Raw genomic sequence first — 18,951 nt, forward strand, 5'->3', positions numbered from 1 at the left:
GAACGGCAGACATGCCTTCGGTCCGTTTTTTTATCAGGACTTGGGCTGCCGGTTCTTGTCTTTGCCGTGCGCCATCAGTTCAGTAGGCGACGCCGGTTTCGATTTACAGGTATTTTCAAGCTTTCCAACTGCGAGCGCAAAAGCCGCGATCAGCCAGTGCCCGAATCCGAGCGCAAGGCCGATCGCCCCTGCCAGCCACATGCGGGCACCGGTCGTCAGTCCCCGCACTTCTCCTTGGGACAGAATGATCGTTCCGGCCGCGAGGAAAGCGACCCCGGCCGTCACGCCTCAACAACCCGCAACGGATCGATACGCACCTGCGCGTCGGAAAGCCCGGGCATGCTTTCGATCGAGATGATGACCAAGAGGACGAAGGCAAAGCTGATGAGGATGTGGGTCCGCAGAAGCGGGCGATGATGACCGGACAGGGTATTTGCGCCGTGGCAAAGATGTCGGCGAAAACCTAGCCCATGCCACCTGAACGCGCGGGCAAAAACTCGGTTCTACAACAGCATTGCCGACGATCAGACGGCCTGTTTGGCTCTTGCCAATCCGTGCTCGATCAGCCGGTCGACGAGTTCGGGGTAAGACGTTCCGCTCGCGGCCATCGCTTTCGGATACATGCTGATATCGGTGAAGCCTGGCATCGTGTTGACCTCATTGATCACCGTGCTCATATCCGGCCGCACGAAAAAATCGACGCGGGCAAGCGCCTCGCAGCCCAGCGCGATGAACGCTTGCCTGGCCATGTCCTGCAGATGTTGCGCCGTCTGTTCAGGGAGCACCGCCGGGATGTTGATGGTGGCTCCCTTTTCGTCCAGATACTTTGCTTCATAGGTGTAGAAGCCGTGCCCCTCGCCCGTCACGATCTCGCCGGGGACGGAGACCGCGATTGCTCCCTCGGGCTTCTCAAGAACCGCACATTCAATCTCGCGGGCCTGAACGAACTCCTCCACGAGAACCTTCGTGTCGAACTTGAATGCCTCGGCGAGCGCGACGTGAAATTCGCCGGCAGTTCGCGCTTTGCTGACACCAACCGACGAGCCTTGTCGCGCGGGCTTGACGAAAATCGGCGAGCCCAGAATGTTAGTGACGTCTTCGAAAATCGGGCTTTCGCCGGATCTGACCGTGATGGAGCGGGCGACCGGCAAACCCGCCTCCCGCAACAGACGTTTTGCCACGTCCTTGTCGATGGCGATGGCCGATCCGAGGATGCCGCAGCCGACCAGGGGAACACCCGCAATCTGGGCAAGCCCCTGGACGGACCCATCCTCGCCATGCATCCCGTGCAAAACGGGAAACAGGATATCGATCGCCGGCAATTCGCTGGAACCGGCGGGTGCGCCGAAAGCGAGAAGACGACCGCGGCCACCGGGCAGCAAGCAGACCGTTGTCCCGGCATAGGCTAAGAGGTCCGGCAAGGCGCCATCAACCAGTTCGATCAGCAGCCATTGCCCGGCTCGATCAATAAGGATCGGTATGATCTCATATTTGGCGACGTCGATTGCCTTGATGACATTGCGAGCCGAAAGGATGGAAACATCATGCTCGGCGGATTGCCCGCCAAAGAGAACAGCAACGCGCAATTTAGAGGTCATGACGTTTCCTTCCGAAAGATTGGTCTCATGAGGCGGATGCCAAGCTGTAACCGACCAATTGCAACCAAATTGAGATGTCTTTTGCAGTTTGTGTCAGCCGGTGGCTTATCTCGTCACAGTGCAACTCGGCGCAGAGACCGTGGTCTGTTTCGCATTTCCTCAGGTTTTCTACGGTCGAGGCGAAATTTGAGCGCAGGACGGATTGTCGAACGAGGGTCGCATTCGACCCTGCTGCAACTAGGCGGCGTGTATGCGATGATGTGGCAGCCGTCGAGCGGGTGCGACTGCATCCAAGCCGTGATGGCGAGCTTCAGGCGCATGATTGTCAATGAGAAGGAGGGCCGCCAATGAACCTAACGCTCGTTTCACCACTCACTGACGCAGCCTGGAAGGCTTACCATGACGTCCGGCGTAGCGTGCTTTTCGAGGCGCGACATGACGGGGGATCGTACGATGAGGACCACCCGGATGAACGTGCCGAGAACAACTATCCGAAGCTCCTGATTCACCCTGAACTGGGCGCAGTCGGCGTAGTACGGATAGACATCCGTAACCGAGTGGCATTCATCAGGCGGGCCGCGGTCGCCCAGGCTCAGCAACGAAGTGGCTATGGTCTCCAGATGATGAAATTGGCTGAAGATTTTTGCCGACATAGAAGCGTCGCCACGTTGTCCGCGGCAGTAGCGCCAGATGCCGTCGAATTCTACCGCAGGTGCGGCTTCAAAGTCGCCCGCGAACAGACGTCAGCCAAGAGCATAAGAATGGCGAAGGATATCTAACCGTGTGTATTGACGCTCAAGTGACCAGTGACTTCCAAAGGCAAAGCGTCGCGCAAGTCCGAACATATATGGTAACGAGTCCGGAAATTCGGGAGATAGTCCGACGTATGTGGCACTGTATAAGTTTTGGCGACCCCTGCAGGGCTCGAACCTGCGACAACCTGCTTAGAAGGCAGGTGCTCTATCCAGCTGAGCTAAGGGGCCGCTTGAAGGAGGCCATGACCTCCGGAAACTGGCAGCCTGGTGTCAGTGAGTCCAGGGCTGGGTGCGGCTGAAACGGAAATTGTCGCTGTAGGAGACGCTCTTGCGGGTGGCTTCCTTCGGCGCGATGACGCGGTACTCGATGCCGTTGCGTTCTGCATAGGCAATCGCCTGCTCGGCGGTCTCGAAGGTCAGCTTCACCTGCTGGCGGGTATCGGCCGAACTCGTATAGCCCATGATCGGATCGATCGTGCGCGGCTTTTCCTGATCGAACTCAAGAACCCACAAATGCGTCTTGGCCTTGCCCGACTGCATGGCGGTTTTTGCGGGTCGATAGATTTTCGCGGACATGTCTCGAGCGGTCTCCACCTTGGTTCCGTCACGCCGGCTCACGGCTGCGTGACGCTGCGCATTGCCATAGCGCAGAATGGATTAAAACGGAATGACTTTCCGGCGATATCCTTGCGATTTTACCGGTTTGCAGGGTTCGCCGAAACGCTGTTCAAATTCGTCAGACGATATCACCAAACGCGTTTGCGCGGCGAAACAGAAGTTTCAACGAATGCCAACACTAAAGGAGGGAGAATTCGATGGTCGGAGTGGAGAGATTCGAACTCCCGACCCTCTGGTCCCAAACCAGATGCGCTACCAGGCTGCGCTACACTCCGTGACCCATCGATGGCGCGGAGATACACGCTTACCCCTGCCCCTGCAATAGCTAAATTGCGCAATCCAACGCATGCGCGAATGCTGATTTAAGGCTTTGCGCCGGATATGCGCTGGCTGTCGACGACGTCCCCGGGGGCAAGACCGAGACGGCTGACAGTGCCAGCATTCAATTCGAGGACGAAGGCGACCGGGACACGGGAATCGATGATGGCTTCGGACAACGGCACTGCGTTTTCACGCACCGCCTCGACCTTGCCGTCCCGGGCGATGAACAACATGTCGAGTGGCAGATAGGTGTTCTTCATCCACATCATCACCCGGCGCGTCTCACCGAAATCGAACAGCATGCCCCGATCCCGCGGCATGTGACGGCGGTTCATCAGACCCTGTGCGCGCTGATCGCTATCAACTGCCAGTTCGACTGTAAACCTGTGAACCTTGCCGCCGGCGGTGATGATCTGCAGGGGTGCGGTGTCGAAAGTAACCTCTGCTGCAGGGGCACAAAACGGAACAAGCCATAAAAAAAGCGCCACGAGGGCGCTTCCGGCAAGGCGCGGGAAACGCGCCCGCATCAGTGCGCCCGACCGGTCGGCGCCGGGACGTCTGGATGGATTTCGGCGGCCATCAGACCCTTGTCGCCATCGCCGAAGCGCACCAGAACGGTCTGGCCGGGACGCAGTTCGGTAAGCCCGAACCGACGGAGCGTTTCCATATGGATGAAAATGTCCTCGGTGCCGTCACCGCGCGTCAGGAAGCCGAAACCTTTGGTGCGGTTGAACCACTTGACGAGCACCCGCTCCAGCCCGCTGGTCGGCGTCACCTGAACATGCGTCTTGACCGGCGGCAGTTGCGACGGATGGACCGCCGTCGACTGATCCATCGACAGGATGCGGAAAGCCTGGTAGCCGCGGTCGCGCTTCTGAATCAAGGCAACGACACGGGCGCCTTCAAGAACGGTCTGGTAGCCGTCGCGGCGCAGGCAGGTGACATGAACAAGCACGTCCTGCATGCCGTTGTCGGGCACGATGAAGCCGAACCCCTTGGCAACGTCGAACCATTTGATCACGCCGGTGATTTCGATCAGATCAAGCGCGTCATTGCCAAAGTCGTCATCCGGCACGACGCCCTTCGGTGAAATCCTGTCCGCCATTGCCCGCCAGCCCCTCGTTTACGCGTCACATTCATTACGGTTAACTGATTCTTGACGGTCAGAATAACATCGTCCCGCCGCGATTGCGCAAGCCCTCGGATGAAATTTGCCGTCGATCAAAGCTACCTCTCGAGCCTTGCCTCTGGCTGGCTTGCGGCTAAATATACCTCATCCTCAGCAAAACAGGGACATTACAATGCGTTATCTGCACACGATGGTTCGCGTCAAAGATTTGGACGCGGCACTTCACTTTTATGGCACGCTTTTCGGCCTTGTGGAAATCCGCCGCTACGAGAACGAGAAGGGCCGTTTCACCCTGGTTTTCCTCGCAGCGGCCGGCGATCTCAACCACGCCAGGGCAGAATTGTCGCCCTGTCTGGAACTCACCTATAACTGGGATACCGAGGATTACACCGGCGGCCGCAACTTCGGTCACCTGGCCTATGAGGTCGACGATATCTACGCGATTTGCCAGCGCCTGATGGACAACGGTATCACCATCAACCGCCCGCCGCGCGATGGGCACATGGCCTTCGTTCGTTCGCCGGACGGCATTTCGATCGAAATCCTGCAGAAGGGCGAAAACTTGCCGCCGCAGGAGCCATGGTTGTCGATGGGCAATACCGGCGCCTGGTAAGCCCCGCGCAATGAGGCCAGACGATAATCAGACCGAAATATGAAAATCGCCTGGTTCATTCCGGGACAGTTTAACCACCGGCTTGGTGGAAGCTTCCTTATAGAACCGCGCGACAACCACCGCCTGCGTCAGCGCAGGTTTACAAACAACGGCGCGTTCACTACTGTGGCGCGAAACGTTAAGGGGATCAGGATGTGATTCGCCTCTTAAGGTCGATGCCCATTCTGCTTCCGGTTGAACCGGTCAAACCGCAAGAACGGCGCGAACACCCCAACAGGGATCGTGCCGACACTATGCTGTTGCGACTTCGAAATGATCGGCCATGACGGCAGCGATATGTCGCCCGGCCCGCATTGAGTGGGGGATCCAACGTTGCGTCATGTTCTGCAAAAGACGGCGACGATTCGCGGTTTCGGCTGTGCTCTCGCCCTGGCCGTTTCGGCAATGGTCCTGTCCGGTTGTGTATCGGCCGCGAAGGAAACCGCGTCAGCGGTGGAGCAGACAGTTCCCGAAATCGCAGCCGCCGACGCGGAACAGACGGCGCCAGACACCTATCAAGACCAACAGGTGGCTACCGTTGGCGCCAACACACAGCGACAGGCCGCAGCCCCGGTCGGGGCCAACGCGATGGTTCCGGCCATCCCTGACGGTCAGCCGGCGTCGCTGACGATGCAAAGCACAGGCGTCAAGGCAACCTCCAGCAGCATCTTTGCGGTCAAGACGCCGAATGCGGTCCCGGCACAGGACGCCGACGCGGGATCCGGCAATGCACCGCTGCCGGTGGGGCAACAAACCGGCGTCAACCCGACCACAAACAGCCTTTTCAACAATGGCCAGCCTGCAGCCAATCCGGCTGCCCTGCCGCTTGAAGGTGCGAGCAATACCGAGGGGCCGGTTCCGGCAACACAGCAAGTGGCAAGCGCCGAACTTGGCGCGGACGGCACCGCCCTTCCCGTAGCCGTACCGATTCCCTCGAGGGGCAACACCATGCGTGACGAAGGCAGTACGCCTCAGCCAGCGGCGACACAATCCGCGTCTGCGGATCCGACGGCGCTTGCCGTCGCCGCTGTTCCCGAGTCTGGCAACCCGGGAGACGACGGCGACGAGCAGGACGCAACACAGAAACCGCTGACGTTCGCGGCACTGTTCGCTGCCAAGCGCAAGAACCGGAATCAGTTCAACGGCGATCGTTTCGCCAAGGCGCCGGCTAAAAAGACGCTTGTCGCCGCCAATATGCCGCAGCAGCAGATCGCGGCACTCGGGTTCACCGACTTGCCTAGCGTCCAGACCACTTCGATGTTTGCGACAGTGGACGATGCCCAGCCCGGCCATGACGACGACAGCGCCGCGGTCGAAGTGGCCGCCCTGTCCGGCTTGGCACGGCTTGCGCCGAACGGCCTCTGGCTGCAGACGGAGAAAGTGGAGACCGGCTGTTTCCGGCCGGAACTGCTGCAGGTTCTGAAGGTGGTCGAGACGCATTACGGCCGCAAGATCATGGTGACGTCGGGCCTGCGGGATGTGAAACACAACATACGGGCCGGTGGCCGGCGGTACTCCCTTCACACGACCTGCCAAGCGGCCGACATCCAGGTGCCCGGCGTCAGCAAATGGGATCTTGCCGACTATCTGCGCACTATTCCCGGTCGCGGCGGCGTCGGAACCTATTGTCACACGGAATCGGTCCATATCGATACCGGTGAGGCCCGCGACTGGAACTGGCGCTGCCGCCGCCGCAAGACCTGATATCAAGAGACTGTTTTAATTGCGTATTTTCTCTTTTCCCCAGGGATGCCGCTTTAACAGGACTTTTTTGCAGGAAAATGAAGATTGCCGCTTGCGGTATTCAGAACCCCTGACTATAAGACGCCCACACAACGGCTGCGCCCTTCGTCTATCGGTTAGGACACCAGATTTTCATTCTGGGAAGAGGGGTTCGACTCCCCTAGGGCGTACCATTGTGAACCTCCCCTCGATGTAGAAATATACGCGCTTCTGGCGAGAATCCGTTGCCGGTGACCGCTTCCTCATGATGTAAACGCTCTCTCCTTTACCGCTGTTTTTGCTGCGAAAAATCCTCAAAAAATGCGATTTAGCACTTGCAGCATCGAAAGCGTCTGACTATAAGACGCCCACACCACTGATGCGCCCTTCGTCTATCGGTTAGGACACCAGATTTTCATTCTGGGAAGAGGGGTTCGACTCCCCTAGGGCGTACCATGGTTCTCTGCTCCCCCCGGAATTGATGCACATTTTCCGCCCCGCGAGGCTCTCGGCTCAAAGCGCCTTTGCGGCGTCGATTACCCGCAACTGCACACGCCGGGTTCCCTGCCATAGATCGGCCGATATCGAGCCGGCAACGTGGATCGAAGTCCCGCGCCCCGAAAGCAGGAGATCGCCAAGCGGTGTTTCAAGTGCGCGGAACGCGATTCCCTCAACGCGCGAACCGTCCTGCCCCTCCAGTGTGATCTTCACATGGTTGGCGCCGACCTGCCGCGAATCGCGCAGACGGTGAGCCGGTAGGGCGAAGACCGGTTGCGGATGGCCGGCCCCATACGGGCCGGCCTGCTCGAGCTGGTCGATCAGGGCCAGATTGGCGCCGGCCGCCCCCAATGCGCCATCGATCTTCAGCGTTTCGGCCGAGACGAGGTCCTTGATGGCGGTCTCAGCTTTTTCCTCGAAGAAATGCCGCAGCCTGCCGAGATTTGCGCGCTCGATGGTGAGGCCGGCCGCCATGGCATGGCCGCCGCCTTTGGCCAGAAGACCGGCATCGACGGCGGCCCGGACGATTCGTCCGATGTCGAAGCCGCTGATCGACCGGCCCGATCCCGTTCCCTTGCCATTGGGATCGAAGGCAATGGCAAAAGCCGGACGACGGAATTTTTCCTTCAGCCGGGCCGCTAGCAAGCCCACAATGCCGGGATGCCAGTTTTCACGTGCGGTGACGATGATGGAGGCGGATTCGCCGTTACCATATTCCGCCAGCGCCTCAGCCTCCGCCTCCACCAGCATGGCAATCTCCATTGCCTGTCGCTCACGGTTCAATTCGTCGAGCCTTGCAGCGATCTGCTCGGCCATGTTTTCCTCGTCTAGGGTAAGCAGACGGCTACCAAGCGCCGCGTCGCCAATGCGCCCGCCGGCATTGATTCGAGGGCCGATCAAGAACCCGAAATGATAAGGTGTTACGGGTCCGCCAAGTCCTGCCTTGCGAAAGAGCGCCGACAGACCGGGATTCTGCATATGGCGGGCGGCAACAAGCCCTTTCACGACATAGGCTCTGTTCAACCCCTTGAGAGGCACGACGTCGCAGACGGTCGCCAAGGCGACGAGATCGAGCAGGGCAAGAAGATCGAAGGCGGCAACCCGGCGGTCTCCACTTTCACGCAACTGGCGCATGGCGTTGACGAGAACAAGAAACACCACGCCGGCAGCGCAGAGATGCCCCTGCCCTGAAAGATCGTCTTCCCGATTCGGATTGACCAGCGCCACACACGGCGGCAACTGCGCGCCGACTTGGTGATGATCGATCACGACGACATCGATTCCGCGCGTTTCCGCTGCGGCAAGTGATTCGTGACTGGTCGAACCGCAGTCCACCGTGACGATCAGTTGGGCGCCGTTGTCGACCAGTTGATTGATCGCAGCCGGATTGGGGCCGTAGCCCTCGAAAATACGGTCTGGAATGTAGATTTCTGCTTCGATGCCGAAATGACGCAGGAAACGGAACATCAGGGCCGATGATGCAGCCCCATCGACGTCGTAATCGCCGAAGATGGCGACCTTTTCGCGATTCTTGACCGCAGCAACGATGCGGGCGGCCGCCTTGCTGCAATCCGTCAGAGTGTCGGGATCAGGCATCAGCGAGCGGATCGTCGGTTCGAGGAAGGCAACCGCATCGTCCATCGTCACGCCGCGACCGGCCAGCACGCGGGCGATGAGATCGGAAAAGCCATGAACCTGGCTGATGGCCAGCGCGCGGTTTTGTCCGGCCTGGTCGAGCCGCGACACCCAGCGTTGGCCGCTCACCGAACGCTCGACGCCGAGAAAAGCCCGCGGGATCGGATCTACCAATTCGCTCATCGTTCGTCCTTGATTTCTTGATCGTTCGTACCTGTGTTTTCCGGCATCCGCAAACCGGAAACGACAGCGGCCCCATCCGGGTCGATATCCGGATGGGGCCGCAAAAGTCCGTAAACAAGCGTATCAGGCCGCCTTCGGACGCTCGATACGGATCACCTGGGGATCGCCGACGAGATAGCCTTCGCTCTTGATCGTGGCGACAGCCTTGCGCACCGATTGCTCGGTCGTCGCATGGGTGACGAGGATAATCGTCTGTGGTTCGCCGGTCTCGACCGGATGTTTCGAATGCTGGACGATCGATTCGAGCGAGATGTGATTTTCCGCCATATGCGTCGCGATTTTTGCGAAAACGCCGGTTCTGTCGACGACCTTCAACCGGATGAAATAGCCGCCCTCATGGCTCTGGATCTGCGCGCGCTTGTAAGTGAGGAGCGCGGTAACCGGACGTCCGAAGGCCGGCACATGCTGGGCGCCCGGGCGGCTCTTGGCGATGTCGGCGATATCGCCAAGCACGGCAGACGCCGTCGCATTGCCACCGGCGCCTGGGCCGACCATCAGGAGTTCGCCGAGAATGTCAGACTCGATCGCCACCGCGTTGGTGACGCCGTCGACCTGCGCGATCACCGAATCGAGCGGCACCATGGTCGGGTGGACGCGCTGCTCGATGCCGCTTTCGGTGCGCTGCGCAACGCCGAGCAGCTTGATGCGATAACCGAGATCGGCTGCCGCATGGATGTCGTCGATCGAGATATTGGTGATGCCTTCGAGGTAGATGTCATCGGCGGCAATCGCCGTCCCGTAGGCAAGGCTGGTGAGGATAGCAAGCTTGTGCGCAGTGTCGTTGCCGTCGATATCGAAGGCTGGATCGGCTTCCGCGTAGCCGAGGCGCTGTGCTTCCTTGAGGCAGTCCTCGAAGGAAAGCCCCTCCTTCTCCATCTTGGTGAGGATGTAGTTGCAGGTGCCGTTCATGATGCCGTAGACGCGGGAAATCGTGTTGCCGGTCAACGATTCCCGGAGCGCCTTGATGACCGGAATGCCGCCAGCGACGGCGGCTTCGTAGTTCAGAAGCGCGCCATGCTCTTCGGCGAGACCGGCAAGCTCGATGCCGTGCTCTGCGAGCAACGCCTTGTTGGCGGTGACGACGTGAAGTCCACGGGAAAGCGCGGCCTTGACGGCGGAATAGGCCGGCTCGCCAGCACCGCCCATCAGTTCAACGAAGACGTCAATATCGGCTGTCTCAGCCAGCGACAACGCATCGTCATGCCAGTGCATGGCGGAAAGATCGACGCCGCGATCACGGTTCCTGTCACGTGCCGTTACAGCAGTGATCTCGATAGCCCGGCCGCATGTCGTCGCCAACTGCTCATGGCGTTCCTGAAGAATACGCACGAGCGAGGCACCAACGGTTCCCAGGCCCGCAATGCCGATTTTAAGGGCATCTGACATTCACGATTTCCTAACATGTCGAGAGCGCTCCGCCTCAAAGCGGCGGAGCGGATTTTTGAGGGGTGCGGGAAAAACCCAGCGCCTCAGCGATGAGCATTCAGCGAGATGACATTGTGCAAGGTGTCGTCTGCCGTCGAAAGAAATTTCTTCAGGCTGCGAGCCGCCTGGCGAATCCGGTGTTCGTTCTCGACCAGCGCGATGCGGATATAGTCATCCCCCTGCTCGCCGAAACCGATGCCCGGGGCCACCGCGATGTCGGCCTTTTCCACCAGCAGCTTGGAAAACTCCAACGAACCGAGATGACGGAATTTTTCCGGAATCTTTGCCCAGGCGAACATAGTGGCCGCCGGCGGCGGCACGTCCCATCCAGCCTTGCCGAAGCTTTCGACCAGAACGTCGCGGCGGCGCTTGTAGATATTGCGCACTTCGACGATGTCCGAACCATCGCCGTTCAGCGCATGGGTCGCGGCCACCTGGATCGGCGTGAACGCGCCGTAATCGAGATACGATTTGACCCGTGTCAGCGCGGCGATCAGCCGCTCGTTGCCGACGGCAAAGCCCATGCGCCAGCCGGGCATGGAAAATGTCTTCGACATCGAGGTGAATTCGACGGTGATGTCCATGGCGCCCGGCACTTCAAGGACGGACGGTGGCGGCATGTCGTCGAAATAGATTTCCGAATAGGCGAGATCCGACAGGATGACGATGTCGTGCTTCTTCGCAAAGGCAACGACCTCCCTGTAGAAATCGAGCGTCGCCACATGCGCCGTCGGGTTCGACGGATAGTTGATGACCAGCGCGATCGGTTTCGGGATCGAATGACGGATCGCCCGCTCGAGCGGCGGGAAGAACGTATCGTCAGGCTCCACCGAGATCGAGCGGATCACGCCGCCGGTCATCAGGAAGCCGAAGGCATGGATCGGATAGGTCGGATTGGGGCAAAGCACGACGTCGCCTGGCGCGGTGATCGCCTGCGCCATGTTGGCGAAGCCTTCCTTGGAACCGAGCGTCGCGACGACCTGCGTATCCGGGTTCAACTTGACGCCAAAGCGGCGCGCGTAATAGGCGGCCTGTGCCCGGCGCAGACCGGGGATGCCCTTGGACGAGGAATAGCGGTGCGTGCGCGGGTCCTGGACCACTTCGCACAACTTGTCGACCACGGATTTCGGCGTCGGCAGATCAGGATTGCCCATGCCAAGGTCGATGATGTCGGCTCCACCCGCTCGCGCGCTGGCTTTCAAACGGTTGACCTGTTCGAAAACGTAAGGCGGCAGACGCCGGACTTTGTGAAACTCTTCCATCTCTAACCTCGTCTTGCGCGGTCTCCGTTGCTGGGAACATGCGTGCAAGGAGAAACGCGCGGTGCAATCGGCCCACGCGGCCACGAAACGCTTTGCGTCCAAATCAGCGGAAACGCAAGCGCTAATTCTGTATCTGCTTCAGCGTGTCGGTGCCGTGATTGGCGGCAAGCAGTTGCAGCTCCTTGAGGCGGCGCTGATATTCCGCCTCGGAGATTTTGCCGGACGTACGGGCCGAACTCAATGCCGTCAGCCTTGCTTCCTGGGCGGCGGCTTCCTCATTGCTCATTTGTGCGCTCGCCGCGGGGCGCTTGCCCTCGATCATTGGATAGACGTCCGCCGGAATGGGCTTGGCCATGGTCGCGGAATAGATGGACGGCTGCTCGTCAACCGTCGCGGCGCTGCAGCCGGCAAGAACAAGCGCAAAACCAACTGCTCCGCAGGCCGTTACCATCCGCATCATCGCTGCTTTTCCCGACTTCTTCATCACGCCCCTGCCCGGTCTGTGCCGCTCGATCTTCGCCCGAAGTTGGCTGACAGCCAAGAGGCTTGTCCAACACGCGCTGGCACTTGTAATCATTTTAAGGCAGAATGTAAAAAGACAAAACAAACAAACATCTGTGGAGGAAGCCGGGTGGCAGAAGACAGGAAGACCGAGAACCCTTCCGGCCCCGGCACGGATGGTTTCAGCGGTTTCGACCCGAAGTCCGTCGATCCCTATATCGTCAAGGACCCTGAAGCCTTGGCGATGAACATCGCGCGCACCGTGGAGCAACTCGGCAAGGCGGCATCCGCTTGGCTTGCACCGCGAGAAAGCGGTCTGAAGACCGATATGATCGCCGATCCGGTCGTCGACATGGTCAAGACGCTGTCGAAAGTCTCCGAATATTGGCTGTCTGATCCGAGGCGCACTCTGGAGGCCCAAACCTCCCTGATGGGAAGTTTCTTCTCGATGTGGACACGCACGCTGCAAAAAATGAGCGGCGAGGCCGTGAGCGACCCGGACGACGTGCCGCGCGACGACAAGCGCTTCACGGACGCCGACTGGGTCGCCAATCCCTTCTTCGATTTTCTGCGGCAAAGCTATTTCATCACGTCCCACTGGGCGGACCGGATGGTGCGCGATGCCGACGGGCTCGATGAACACACCAGGCACAAAGCCGCCTTTTACGTGCGGCAGCTTTCAAGCGCCCTCTCGCCGGCCAATTTCGTGACGACGAACCCGCAACTCTATCGCGAAACGGTGGCGTCGAGCGGCGCCAACCTCGTCAAGGGCATGCAGATGCTCGCCGAGGACATCGTTGCCGGCAAAGGCGATCTCAAACTGCGCCAGACGGATACGAGCAAGTTCGCCGTCGGCGAGAACATCGCCATTACACCGGGCAAGGTCATTGCCCAGAGCGATGTCTGCCAGGTCCTGCAGTATGATGCCTCCACCGAAACGGTGCTGAAGCGCCCATTGCTGATCTGCCCGCCCTGGATCAACAAATTCTATGTTCTCGACCTCAATCCGCAAAAGTCCTTCATCAAGTGGGCCGTGGATCAGGGGCATACCGTCTTTGTGATCTCCTGGGTCAATCCGGACGAGCGCCATGCCAACAAGGATTGGGAGTCCTATGCCCGCGAGGGCATCGGTTTTGCGCTCGACACGATTCGTCAAGCAACCGGCGAAGAGGATGTCAACGCGATCGGCTATTGCGTCGGCGGCACCCTGCTTGCTGCAACGCTTGCTTTACACGCGAAGGAAGGCGATACGCGCATCAAGTCGGCCACACTGTTCACGACGCAGGTCGATTTTACCCATGCAGGCGATCTCAAGGTTTTTGCCGATGAGGAGCAGATCACGCAGATCGAGCAGCGGATGAAAGAAAACGGCTATCTCGACGGGTCGAAGATGGCCATGGCCTTCAACATGCTGCGTGCGTCGGACCTCATCTGGCCCTATTTCGTCAACAACTACCTGAAAGGCCAGGAACCGTCAGCCTTCGACCTGCTCTACTGGAACTCCGATTCGACGCGCATGCCGGCGGCGAACCACTCATTCTACCTGCGCAACTGCTATCTCGAAAACAACCTGACCAAGGGCAAGATGGTTCTGGCGGGGAAAAACATCTCGCTCAGTGACGTGAAAATCCCGGTCTACAATCTCGCCACCAAGGAAGATCACATCGCGCCGGCAAAATCGGTATTCGTCGGCAGCCAGTTCTTCGGCGGTGACGTGACCTATGTCATGTCGGGATCAGGGCACATCGCCGGTGTCGTCAATCCGCCGGACAAGGGCAAGTACCAGTTCTGGACGGGTGGTCCCGCCAAGGGCGACTTCGACGATTGGGTAGCGACGGCCCACGAGACGCCCGGCTCCTGGTGGCCGCATTGGCAGGCCTGGACCGAAACGCTCGACAGCGAGCGGGTTGCCGCCCGCAAGACCGGGGGAACGCTGAACTCGCTGGAAGAGGCACCCGGCTCCTACGTCCGCGCCCGCGCTTGACCCAGAACGGACATCCGGCTCCATGATTTTCGACCGGCCGCTGGTGCCTGCCGTCCTTGTCCAACGCTACAAGCGCTTCCTCTTCGACGCGGTTCTGGAGGACGGTCGCGCGATCACCGGCTCCTGCCCCAATACCGGCTCGATGCGTGGCCTGACCGCGCCCGGATCGCGCATCTGGCTATCGGAACACGACAGCCCGACGCGAAAATATCACCATATGCTGGAGATGGTGGAAGTGGGCGGCACCGTTGTCGGCATCAATACCGGCCTGCCGAACCGGCTGGCGGAGGAAGCGATCCGTGCAGGCCAGATCGGCGATCTGCACCTCTATTCGACCCTGCAGCGCGAGCAGAAATACGGTCGGAACTCCCGCATCGACATGCTTTTGACCGATCCCGAACGCGGCCGCGCCTATGTCGAGGTCAAGAACGTGCATTTCAGCCGCACGTCCGGCCTTGCCGAGTTTCCGGATAGCCCGACGGCACGCGGCGCGAAACACCTCGAGGAACTCGGCGACATGGTCGAGGCGGGTCATCGCGGCATCATGATCTACCTCATCCAGCGGGATGACTGCGCGACCTTCAGGGTCTGCAATGACCTTGACCCGCTCTATGCCCAAGCCTTCCTGCGGGCAGAACAGCGCGGCGTCGAGGCCTTCGCCGTCAAATGCCGGGTTTCACAGCAGCAAATTGCGCCGGACGGGCTGATCATGATGGACGAACCCGCCTTTGCTGATCTATGACAACAGGAAGACAACTGAAAGTATCGTAATGGTCACCTATATCGAGGCAGCGTCTGCGCCCTACAAGAATACCGGCGTCATCCGCCTCTACACGCCCGAGGATTTCGCCGCCATCAAGCGCGCCTGCCAGGTAACCGCCCGCTGCCTTGATGAACTGGCGAGCCGCGTCAAACCGGGCGTGACGACCGACGAGATCGACCGCTTCGTGTTCGAATTCGGCATGGATCACAACGCGCTGCCCGCCACGCTCAATTATCGCGGCTACACAAAATCCTCCTGCACCTCGATCAACCATGTCGTCTGTCACGGCATTCCCAATGAAAAGCCGCTGCGCGAAGGCGATATCGTCAATATCGACGTCACCTACATCGTCGATGGCTGGCATGGCGATTCCAGCCGTATGTATCCGGTCGGCGAGATCAAGCGCGCGGCCGAGCGTTTGCTCGAGGTCACCCATGAATGCTTGATGCGCGGCATTGCTGCGGTGAAGCCCGGCGCGCGCACGGGTGCCATTGGCGAGGCCATCCAGACTTTCGCCGAGGCCGAGCGCTGCTCGGTGGTGCGCGACTTCTGCGGCCACGGTGTCGGCCGGCTGTTTCATGACGCCCCGAACATCCTGCACTACGGCCGGGCGAATGAAGGCCCGGAAATGCGCGAAGGCATGATTTTCACCATCGAGCCGATGATCAATCTCGGCCGCCCGCATGTGAAGGTTCTGGCCGACGGCTGGACCGCCGTCACCCGCGACCGGTCTCTCTCCGCCCAATATGAGCATGCGGTCGGTGTCACGGCCGACGGCTGCGAGATTTTCACCCTGTCGCCGGCCGGCCTCGACCGTCCGGGCCTGCCAGCATAGGGTTCGCGATGACAAAGCCCCCTTCCTCTCCCGACCGCGACAGTTCGCAACCGGCTGACGAAAGGGGCTTTTTCGCGGAACAGCCGCCCAAACGCTCGGGCCTCGGAATGACGCCCGCCCAGCACGAAGACGCGCACTATCATGGCCATCGCGACCGCCTGAGAACACGCTACAGGGACCATGGCGACACCGCGCTTGCAGACTACGAAATTCTGGAGCTGCTGCTTTTCCGGCTGATCCCGCGCCGTGACACAAAGCCGATTGCCAAGGCCTTGCTCGATCGCTTCGGGACACTGGCCGGCGTCTTTGGCGCCTCTCCCGCTTTGCTGCAGGAGGTGAAGGGAATCGGCGAGGCCGTGGCTTTCGATCTGAAGCTCATTTCAACAGTCGCTCACCGGACGCTAAAAAGCGACCTCAAGGGCAAGCAGGTTCTCGCCTCCTGGTCATCGGTGATCGAATACTGCCACGCTGCCATGGCGCACGAAACCCGTGAGCAGTTCCGCATTCTCTTCCTCGACAAGCGCAATTCATTGATCGCCGACGAAGTGCAGCAGACGGGTACGGTCGATCACACGCCGGTCTATCCGCGCGAAGTGGTGAAGCGTGCGCTGGAACTCTCGGCCACGGCGCTGATCCTCGTCCACAATCATCCTTCAGGCGACCCCACGCCTTCACGGGCTGACATCGACATGACCAAAATGATCATCGAAACGGCAAAGCCGCTCGGCATCACCGTTCATGATCACATCATCATCGGCAAGGACGGCCATGCCAGCCTCAAGGGGATGAAACTGATCTAGACGTTTAATGCTTCATCATCATCGGAAGCGTGGAATGCGACAACAGATACCGCGTAACGCGGCCGAGAAGCAATTCCAGGAAATACCCGTGCTTGAAGGCGCCAATCAGCAGACAGGTTGCATTGGCAGACTTCGCGAAATCAAGAATCGTTTCCCCGACTGATCGACTTCCCGAACTGATTGCGACGACGTCGCCGTCAAGACCGAGCTCAGTGAGCAGCTCCCTCGCCTTGGACTGATAACTTCCGTCGGCCTTGTCGTTGACGCACAGCATGGTGATGCGATCGGCGGCCACCAACCAGCGCCTTGCGGCAATGACGGCGCGCTGCGCGTGTTCGTGCGGTTTCCAGCCGATCACAACATGGCCCAGCAGATTGCCATCGTACGTGCCGCGAGGAGGCACGAGCACCAGCTTGTGTTCGTTGAAAAGAACGTCGTGAAACGCGTCGCGGGCATCCATGTTGCCATGGCACGGGGCGACGACAAGTGCCGTTTCGCGGCAAACAGCCGTCACGCAACGATCGAGATCACCATGGCAATCGTCAAGAAGGAGACCTTTTCGAGCAGGATTGGCCTGTATCCACTCCTGGAAGACGCGCATGATCCGCTCGGACCGTTGCAGCGGCGAGCCTTCCTCCAGGTCTCTCAACATCTGCAGGTCGATTTCCTCGGCCGCGGCAATCATGCCCTCGGGATCCGCACCGACATGAGCGGCGGCCATGGTGCCATAAACGGCCCTTGCCGAATCTTCGGCGATATCAAGGCAATACCGGGCAGAGGCGGGATCGGGCAGCAAGGCAAGAACATCGGCATGCACGGTCCGCTTCCGGGCATGGCCGGCGAACATGACACTGCCCTCGCCCAATGGTGGTCTCGTTTCGCTGCCACGCGCGGGTGAATTGTTCATCTCGGACCTCCTTCAGCGAGCCTCCCGCACTGCGTGATGCGCAGTGCCACGCACTCCAAGTTAGTCAATCTCACATATCTCAGAGCCACTTGGCTCGACGGAACATGCGGTAGAGCAGGCTGCAGGTGACGATGATTATCCCCAGGATCAGAAAATAGCCGTAGCGAAATTTAAGTTCGGGCATCTCGTCGAAGTTCATACCATAGATGCCGGCGATCGCGGTCGGTACCGCCAGAATGGCCGCCCAGGACGCCAGCTTGCGCGAAATCTCCGTCTGCTCGGACTGGCCAATCATCAGGCTGGCCTCGAAGGTGAAGGCAAGCACTTCGCGCAGGGTGTCGATATCTTCCTGAACGCGGCGCACATGGTCGGTGACGTCGCGAAATAGCGCGTGCAGCGTCACGTCCATGCCGGGCAGTTCGAGATTCTCGTGACGCCGGCAGACATCGACCAGCGGCACGACCGCGTTGCGCAGCCGAAGAAGGCTGCGACGCAGAAAATAGAGCCGCTCGATATCCTTCTTGTCCAGCCGGTCGCGCAGCACCCGCTCCTCGAGTTCCTCGACCTCCGCATGAATACCTTCGACGACCGGCATGTAATTGTCGACGATGAAATCGAGGATGGAATAGAGGATGTAGTTCTCGCCATGCGCCAGCGCCGCTGGCGAAGCCTCGCACCGCTGCCTTACCTGATTGTAGGAGGTCGATGGCCCGTGACGCACGGACACGACATAGCCGCGGCCGACAAAGAGATGGGTCTCACCGAAGACAATTTCGTCTCCGCCCATATGGGCAGTCCGCGCGACAACGAAAATCGCGTCGCCGTAGATCTCCAGTTTGGGGCGCTGGTGGGCATGGCCCGCATCTTCGATAGCAAGCTCATGGAGACCGAATTCGGCCTGCACCTCCCGTAGCAGCGCTTCGTCCGGCTCGTGCAGGCCTATCCAGACGACAGCGTTTTCGTGGCCCTTCCAATGGTGGGCTTCCTGGATTTCGATATCACGGATGCGCTGGCCATGTTCGTAGACTGCCGCAGCAACCACGCCGGGTCGGCTGCGAGACTTCGCTGACGCAAGCGTTTCAGGGTCGAGATCATGAACGCGCGCATCGTCGGTCTCTTGCAAAGCCATGCCACCATCTCCCAAACCGGGCACTCCCGGTCGAATTCGCTCGGAATCGGCTATCTGCAGCGAGCGCATTTTCGCGGCTCCCCTCCCTGCCGGATACCGACCATCACGCGGCAATATAAGCGCTTTTCGTAAAATAAGCATCCACGAGCCCGAGGGTAGTTCATAAGGCTTTAT

Annotated in this window: 17 protein-coding genes, 4 tRNA genes and 1 pseudogene; 9 read left to right on the forward strand and 13 right to left on the reverse strand. The window is 59.8% G+C overall.

From position 1 onward, the window contains the following. Window positions 1-33: 33 nt before the first annotated feature. Both ACSQ3F_RS17560 and ACSQ3F_RS17565 read right to left on the reverse strand, forming a co-directional pair. Window positions 34-451 (reverse strand): annotated as a pseudogene (locus ACSQ3F_RS17560) (MgtC/SapB family protein). A gap of 73 nt (window positions 452-524) precedes the next feature. Then, the gene (locus ACSQ3F_RS17565; RefSeq protein WP_436101405.1) at window positions 525-1,598 is read right to left on the reverse strand and encodes a D-alanine--D-alanine ligase family protein; all 1,074 of its coding nucleotides are present in this window, start codon (window positions 1,596-1,598) and stop codon (window positions 525-527) included. A gap of 347 nt (window positions 1,599-1,945) precedes the next feature. Between ACSQ3F_RS17565 and ACSQ3F_RS17570 the strand changes: the two genes are divergently transcribed. Then, complete coding sequence (locus ACSQ3F_RS17570) at window positions 1,946-2,377, forward strand: GNAT family N-acetyltransferase (protein WP_436101406.1); 432 nt, start codon at window positions 1,946-1,948, stop codon at window positions 2,375-2,377. Between the two features lie 127 nt (window positions 2,378-2,504). On the opposite strand, the gene ACSQ3F_RS17575 is transcribed toward ACSQ3F_RS17570, so the two are convergent. From ACSQ3F_RS17575 to ACSQ3F_RS17595, 5 genes are all read right to left on the reverse strand, one after another. After that, window positions 2,505-2,581 (reverse strand) — tRNA-Arg (locus tag ACSQ3F_RS17575). 42 nt (window positions 2,582-2,623) lie between these two features. Beyond that, complete coding sequence (locus ACSQ3F_RS17580; RefSeq protein WP_436101407.1) at window positions 2,624-2,929, reverse strand: ETC complex I subunit; 306 nt, start codon at window positions 2,927-2,929, stop codon at window positions 2,624-2,626. 240 nt (window positions 2,930-3,169) lie between these two features. Next, window positions 3,170-3,246, reverse strand: a tRNA-Pro gene (locus ACSQ3F_RS17585). 87 nt (window positions 3,247-3,333) lie between these two features. Beyond that, the gene (locus tag ACSQ3F_RS17590; RefSeq protein ID WP_436101408.1) at window positions 3,334-3,819 is read right to left on the reverse strand and encodes a DUF192 domain-containing protein; all 486 of its coding nucleotides are present in this window, start codon (window positions 3,817-3,819) and stop codon (window positions 3,334-3,336) included. Beyond that, a complete protein-coding gene (locus tag ACSQ3F_RS17595; RefSeq protein WP_436101409.1) occupies window positions 3,819-4,397 on the reverse strand; it encodes a cold-shock protein in 579 nt (192 codons plus the stop codon). The genes ACSQ3F_RS17590 and ACSQ3F_RS17595 overlap by 1 nt, the downstream gene beginning before the upstream one ends. 196 nt (window positions 4,398-4,593) lie before the next feature. On the opposite strand from ACSQ3F_RS17595, the gene ACSQ3F_RS17600 reads away from it, so the two are divergent. From ACSQ3F_RS17600 to ACSQ3F_RS17615, 4 genes are all read left to right on the forward strand, one after another. Then, on the forward strand, window positions 4,594-5,034 hold the full coding sequence (locus tag ACSQ3F_RS17600; RefSeq protein WP_436101410.1) for a VOC family protein: 441 nt from the start codon (window positions 4,594-4,596) through the stop codon (window positions 5,032-5,034). A gap of 372 nt (window positions 5,035-5,406) precedes the next feature. Continuing rightward, the gene (locus ACSQ3F_RS17605; protein ID WP_436101411.1) at window positions 5,407-6,777 is read left to right on the forward strand and encodes a D-Ala-D-Ala carboxypeptidase family metallohydrolase; all 1,371 of its coding nucleotides are present in this window, start codon (window positions 5,407-5,409) and stop codon (window positions 6,775-6,777) included. Window positions 6,778-6,914: 137 nt separating this feature from the next. Continuing rightward, window positions 6,915-6,989 (forward strand) — tRNA-Glu (locus ACSQ3F_RS17610). 187 nt (window positions 6,990-7,176) lie between these two features. Continuing rightward, window positions 7,177-7,251: transfer RNA gene (locus tag ACSQ3F_RS17615), tRNA-Glu, on the forward strand. 57 nt (window positions 7,252-7,308) lie between these two features. On the opposite strand, the gene recJ is transcribed toward ACSQ3F_RS17615, so the two are convergent. The 4 genes from recJ to ACSQ3F_RS17635 all read right to left on the reverse strand — a co-directional run bounded on the left by recJ (window position 7,309) and on the right by ACSQ3F_RS17635 (window position 12,399). Next, window positions 7,309-9,111 carry a single-stranded-DNA-specific exonuclease RecJ gene (gene recJ / locus ACSQ3F_RS17620; protein WP_436101412.1) on the reverse strand — a complete coding sequence of 601 codons (1,803 nt, stop codon included), beginning with the start codon at window positions 9,109-9,111 and terminating at the stop codon, window positions 7,309-7,311. A 123-nt stretch (window positions 9,112-9,234) separates the two neighbouring features. Then, on the reverse strand, window positions 9,235-10,557 hold the full coding sequence (locus ACSQ3F_RS17625) for a homoserine dehydrogenase (RefSeq protein ID WP_436101413.1): 1,323 nt from the start codon (window positions 10,555-10,557) through the stop codon (window positions 9,235-9,237). Between the two features lie 83 nt (window positions 10,558-10,640). Then, window positions 10,641-11,858 carry an LL-diaminopimelate aminotransferase gene (locus tag ACSQ3F_RS17630; protein WP_436101414.1) on the reverse strand — a complete coding sequence of 406 codons (1,218 nt, stop codon included), beginning with the start codon at window positions 11,856-11,858 and terminating at the stop codon, window positions 10,641-10,643. A gap of 121 nt (window positions 11,859-11,979) precedes the next feature. Further along, the gene (locus tag ACSQ3F_RS17635) at window positions 11,980-12,399 is read right to left on the reverse strand and encodes an SHOCT domain-containing protein (protein WP_436101415.1); all 420 of its coding nucleotides are present in this window, start codon (window positions 12,397-12,399) and stop codon (window positions 11,980-11,982) included. Between the two features lie 90 nt (window positions 12,400-12,489). On the opposite strand from ACSQ3F_RS17635, the gene phaC reads away from it, so the two are divergent. Genes phaC through radC form a run of 4 tightly spaced genes read left to right on the forward strand, consistent with a single transcriptional unit; the run spans window position 12,490 to window position 16,741 of the window. Beyond that, the gene (phaC, locus tag ACSQ3F_RS17640) at window positions 12,490-14,343 is read left to right on the forward strand and encodes a poly(3-hydroxyalkanoate) polymerase subunit PhaC (RefSeq protein ID WP_436101416.1); all 1,854 of its coding nucleotides are present in this window, start codon (window positions 12,490-12,492) and stop codon (window positions 14,341-14,343) included. Between the two features lie 22 nt (window positions 14,344-14,365). Beyond that, window positions 14,366-15,085: a DNA/RNA nuclease SfsA gene (sfsA, locus tag ACSQ3F_RS17645; RefSeq protein WP_436101417.1), complete on the forward strand. Its 720-nt coding sequence runs from the start codon at window positions 14,366-14,368 to the stop codon at window positions 15,083-15,085. Between the two features lie 28 nt (window positions 15,086-15,113). Next, window positions 15,114-15,941, forward strand: a complete 828-nt coding sequence (gene map / locus ACSQ3F_RS17650; protein WP_436101418.1) for a type I methionyl aminopeptidase — start codon at window positions 15,114-15,116, stop codon at window positions 15,939-15,941. 8 nt (window positions 15,942-15,949) lie between these two features. After that, a complete protein-coding gene (gene radC, locus ACSQ3F_RS17655) occupies window positions 15,950-16,741 on the forward strand; it encodes a RadC family protein (protein ID WP_436101419.1) in 792 nt (263 codons plus the stop codon). A gap of 4 nt (window positions 16,742-16,745) precedes the next feature. On the opposite strand, the gene ACSQ3F_RS17660 is transcribed toward radC, so the two are convergent. Further along, the gene (locus tag ACSQ3F_RS17660) at window positions 16,746-17,648 is read right to left on the reverse strand and encodes a universal stress protein (RefSeq protein ID WP_436101420.1); all 903 of its coding nucleotides are present in this window, start codon (window positions 17,646-17,648) and stop codon (window positions 16,746-16,748) included. 79 nt (window positions 17,649-17,727) lie between these two features. Beyond that, window positions 17,728-18,777 (reverse strand): magnesium and cobalt transport protein CorA, encoded by a 1,050-nt coding sequence (locus ACSQ3F_RS17665; RefSeq protein WP_436101421.1) that lies wholly within the window; start codon window positions 18,775-18,777, stop codon window positions 17,728-17,730. Window positions 18,778-18,951: the final 174 nt, after the last annotated feature.

The organism is Pararhizobium sp. LjRoot238, assembly GCF_964252955.1.
In the GTDB taxonomy this organism is placed as follows: domain Bacteria; phylum Pseudomonadota; class Alphaproteobacteria; order Rhizobiales; family Rhizobiaceae; genus Pararhizobium.

Excerpts from the sequence above, each read along its gene's own strand:
- ACSQ3F_RS17565 (WP_436101405.1), bottom strand. The coding sequence starts at position 1,598 with ATGACCTCTAAATTGCGCGTTGCTGTTCTCTTTGGCGGGCAATCCGCC.
- ACSQ3F_RS17570 (WP_436101406.1), top strand. The coding sequence starts at position 1,946 with ATGAACCTAACGCTCGTTTCACCACTCACTGACGCAGCCTGGAAGGCT.
- ACSQ3F_RS17580 (WP_436101407.1), bottom strand. The coding sequence starts at position 2,929 with ATGTCCGCGAAAATCTATCGACCCGCAAAAACCGCCATGCAGTCGGGC.
- ACSQ3F_RS17590 (WP_436101408.1), bottom strand. The coding sequence starts at position 3,819 with ATGCGGGCGCGTTTCCCGCGCCTTGCCGGAAGCGCCCTCGTGGCGCTT.
- ACSQ3F_RS17595 (WP_436101409.1), bottom strand. The coding sequence starts at position 4,397 with ATGGCGGACAGGATTTCACCGAAGGGCGTCGTGCCGGATGACGACTTT.
- ACSQ3F_RS17600 (WP_436101410.1), top strand. The coding sequence starts at position 4,594 with ATGCGTTATCTGCACACGATGGTTCGCGTCAAAGATTTGGACGCGGCA.
- recJ (WP_436101412.1), bottom strand. The coding sequence starts at position 9,111 with ATGAGCGAATTGGTAGATCCGATCCCGCGGGCTTTTCTCGGCGTCGAG.
- ACSQ3F_RS17625 (WP_436101413.1), bottom strand. The coding sequence starts at position 10,557 with ATGTCAGATGCCCTTAAAATCGGCATTGCGGGCCTGGGAACCGTTGGT.
- ACSQ3F_RS17630 (WP_436101414.1), bottom strand. The coding sequence starts at position 11,858 with ATGGAAGAGTTTCACAAAGTCCGGCGTCTGCCGCCTTACGTTTTCGAA.
- sfsA (WP_436101417.1), top strand. The coding sequence starts at position 14,366 with ATGATTTTCGACCGGCCGCTGGTGCCTGCCGTCCTTGTCCAACGCTAC.
- map (WP_436101418.1), top strand. The coding sequence starts at position 15,114 with ATGGTCACCTATATCGAGGCAGCGTCTGCGCCCTACAAGAATACCGGC.
- radC (WP_436101419.1), top strand. The coding sequence starts at position 15,950 with ATGACAAAGCCCCCTTCCTCTCCCGACCGCGACAGTTCGCAACCGGCT.
- ACSQ3F_RS17660 (WP_436101420.1), bottom strand. The coding sequence starts at position 17,648 with ATGAACAATTCACCCGCGCGTGGCAGCGAAACGAGACCACCATTGGGC.
- ACSQ3F_RS17665 (WP_436101421.1), bottom strand. The coding sequence starts at position 18,777 with ATGGCTTTGCAAGAGACCGACGATGCGCGCGTTCATGATCTCGACCCT.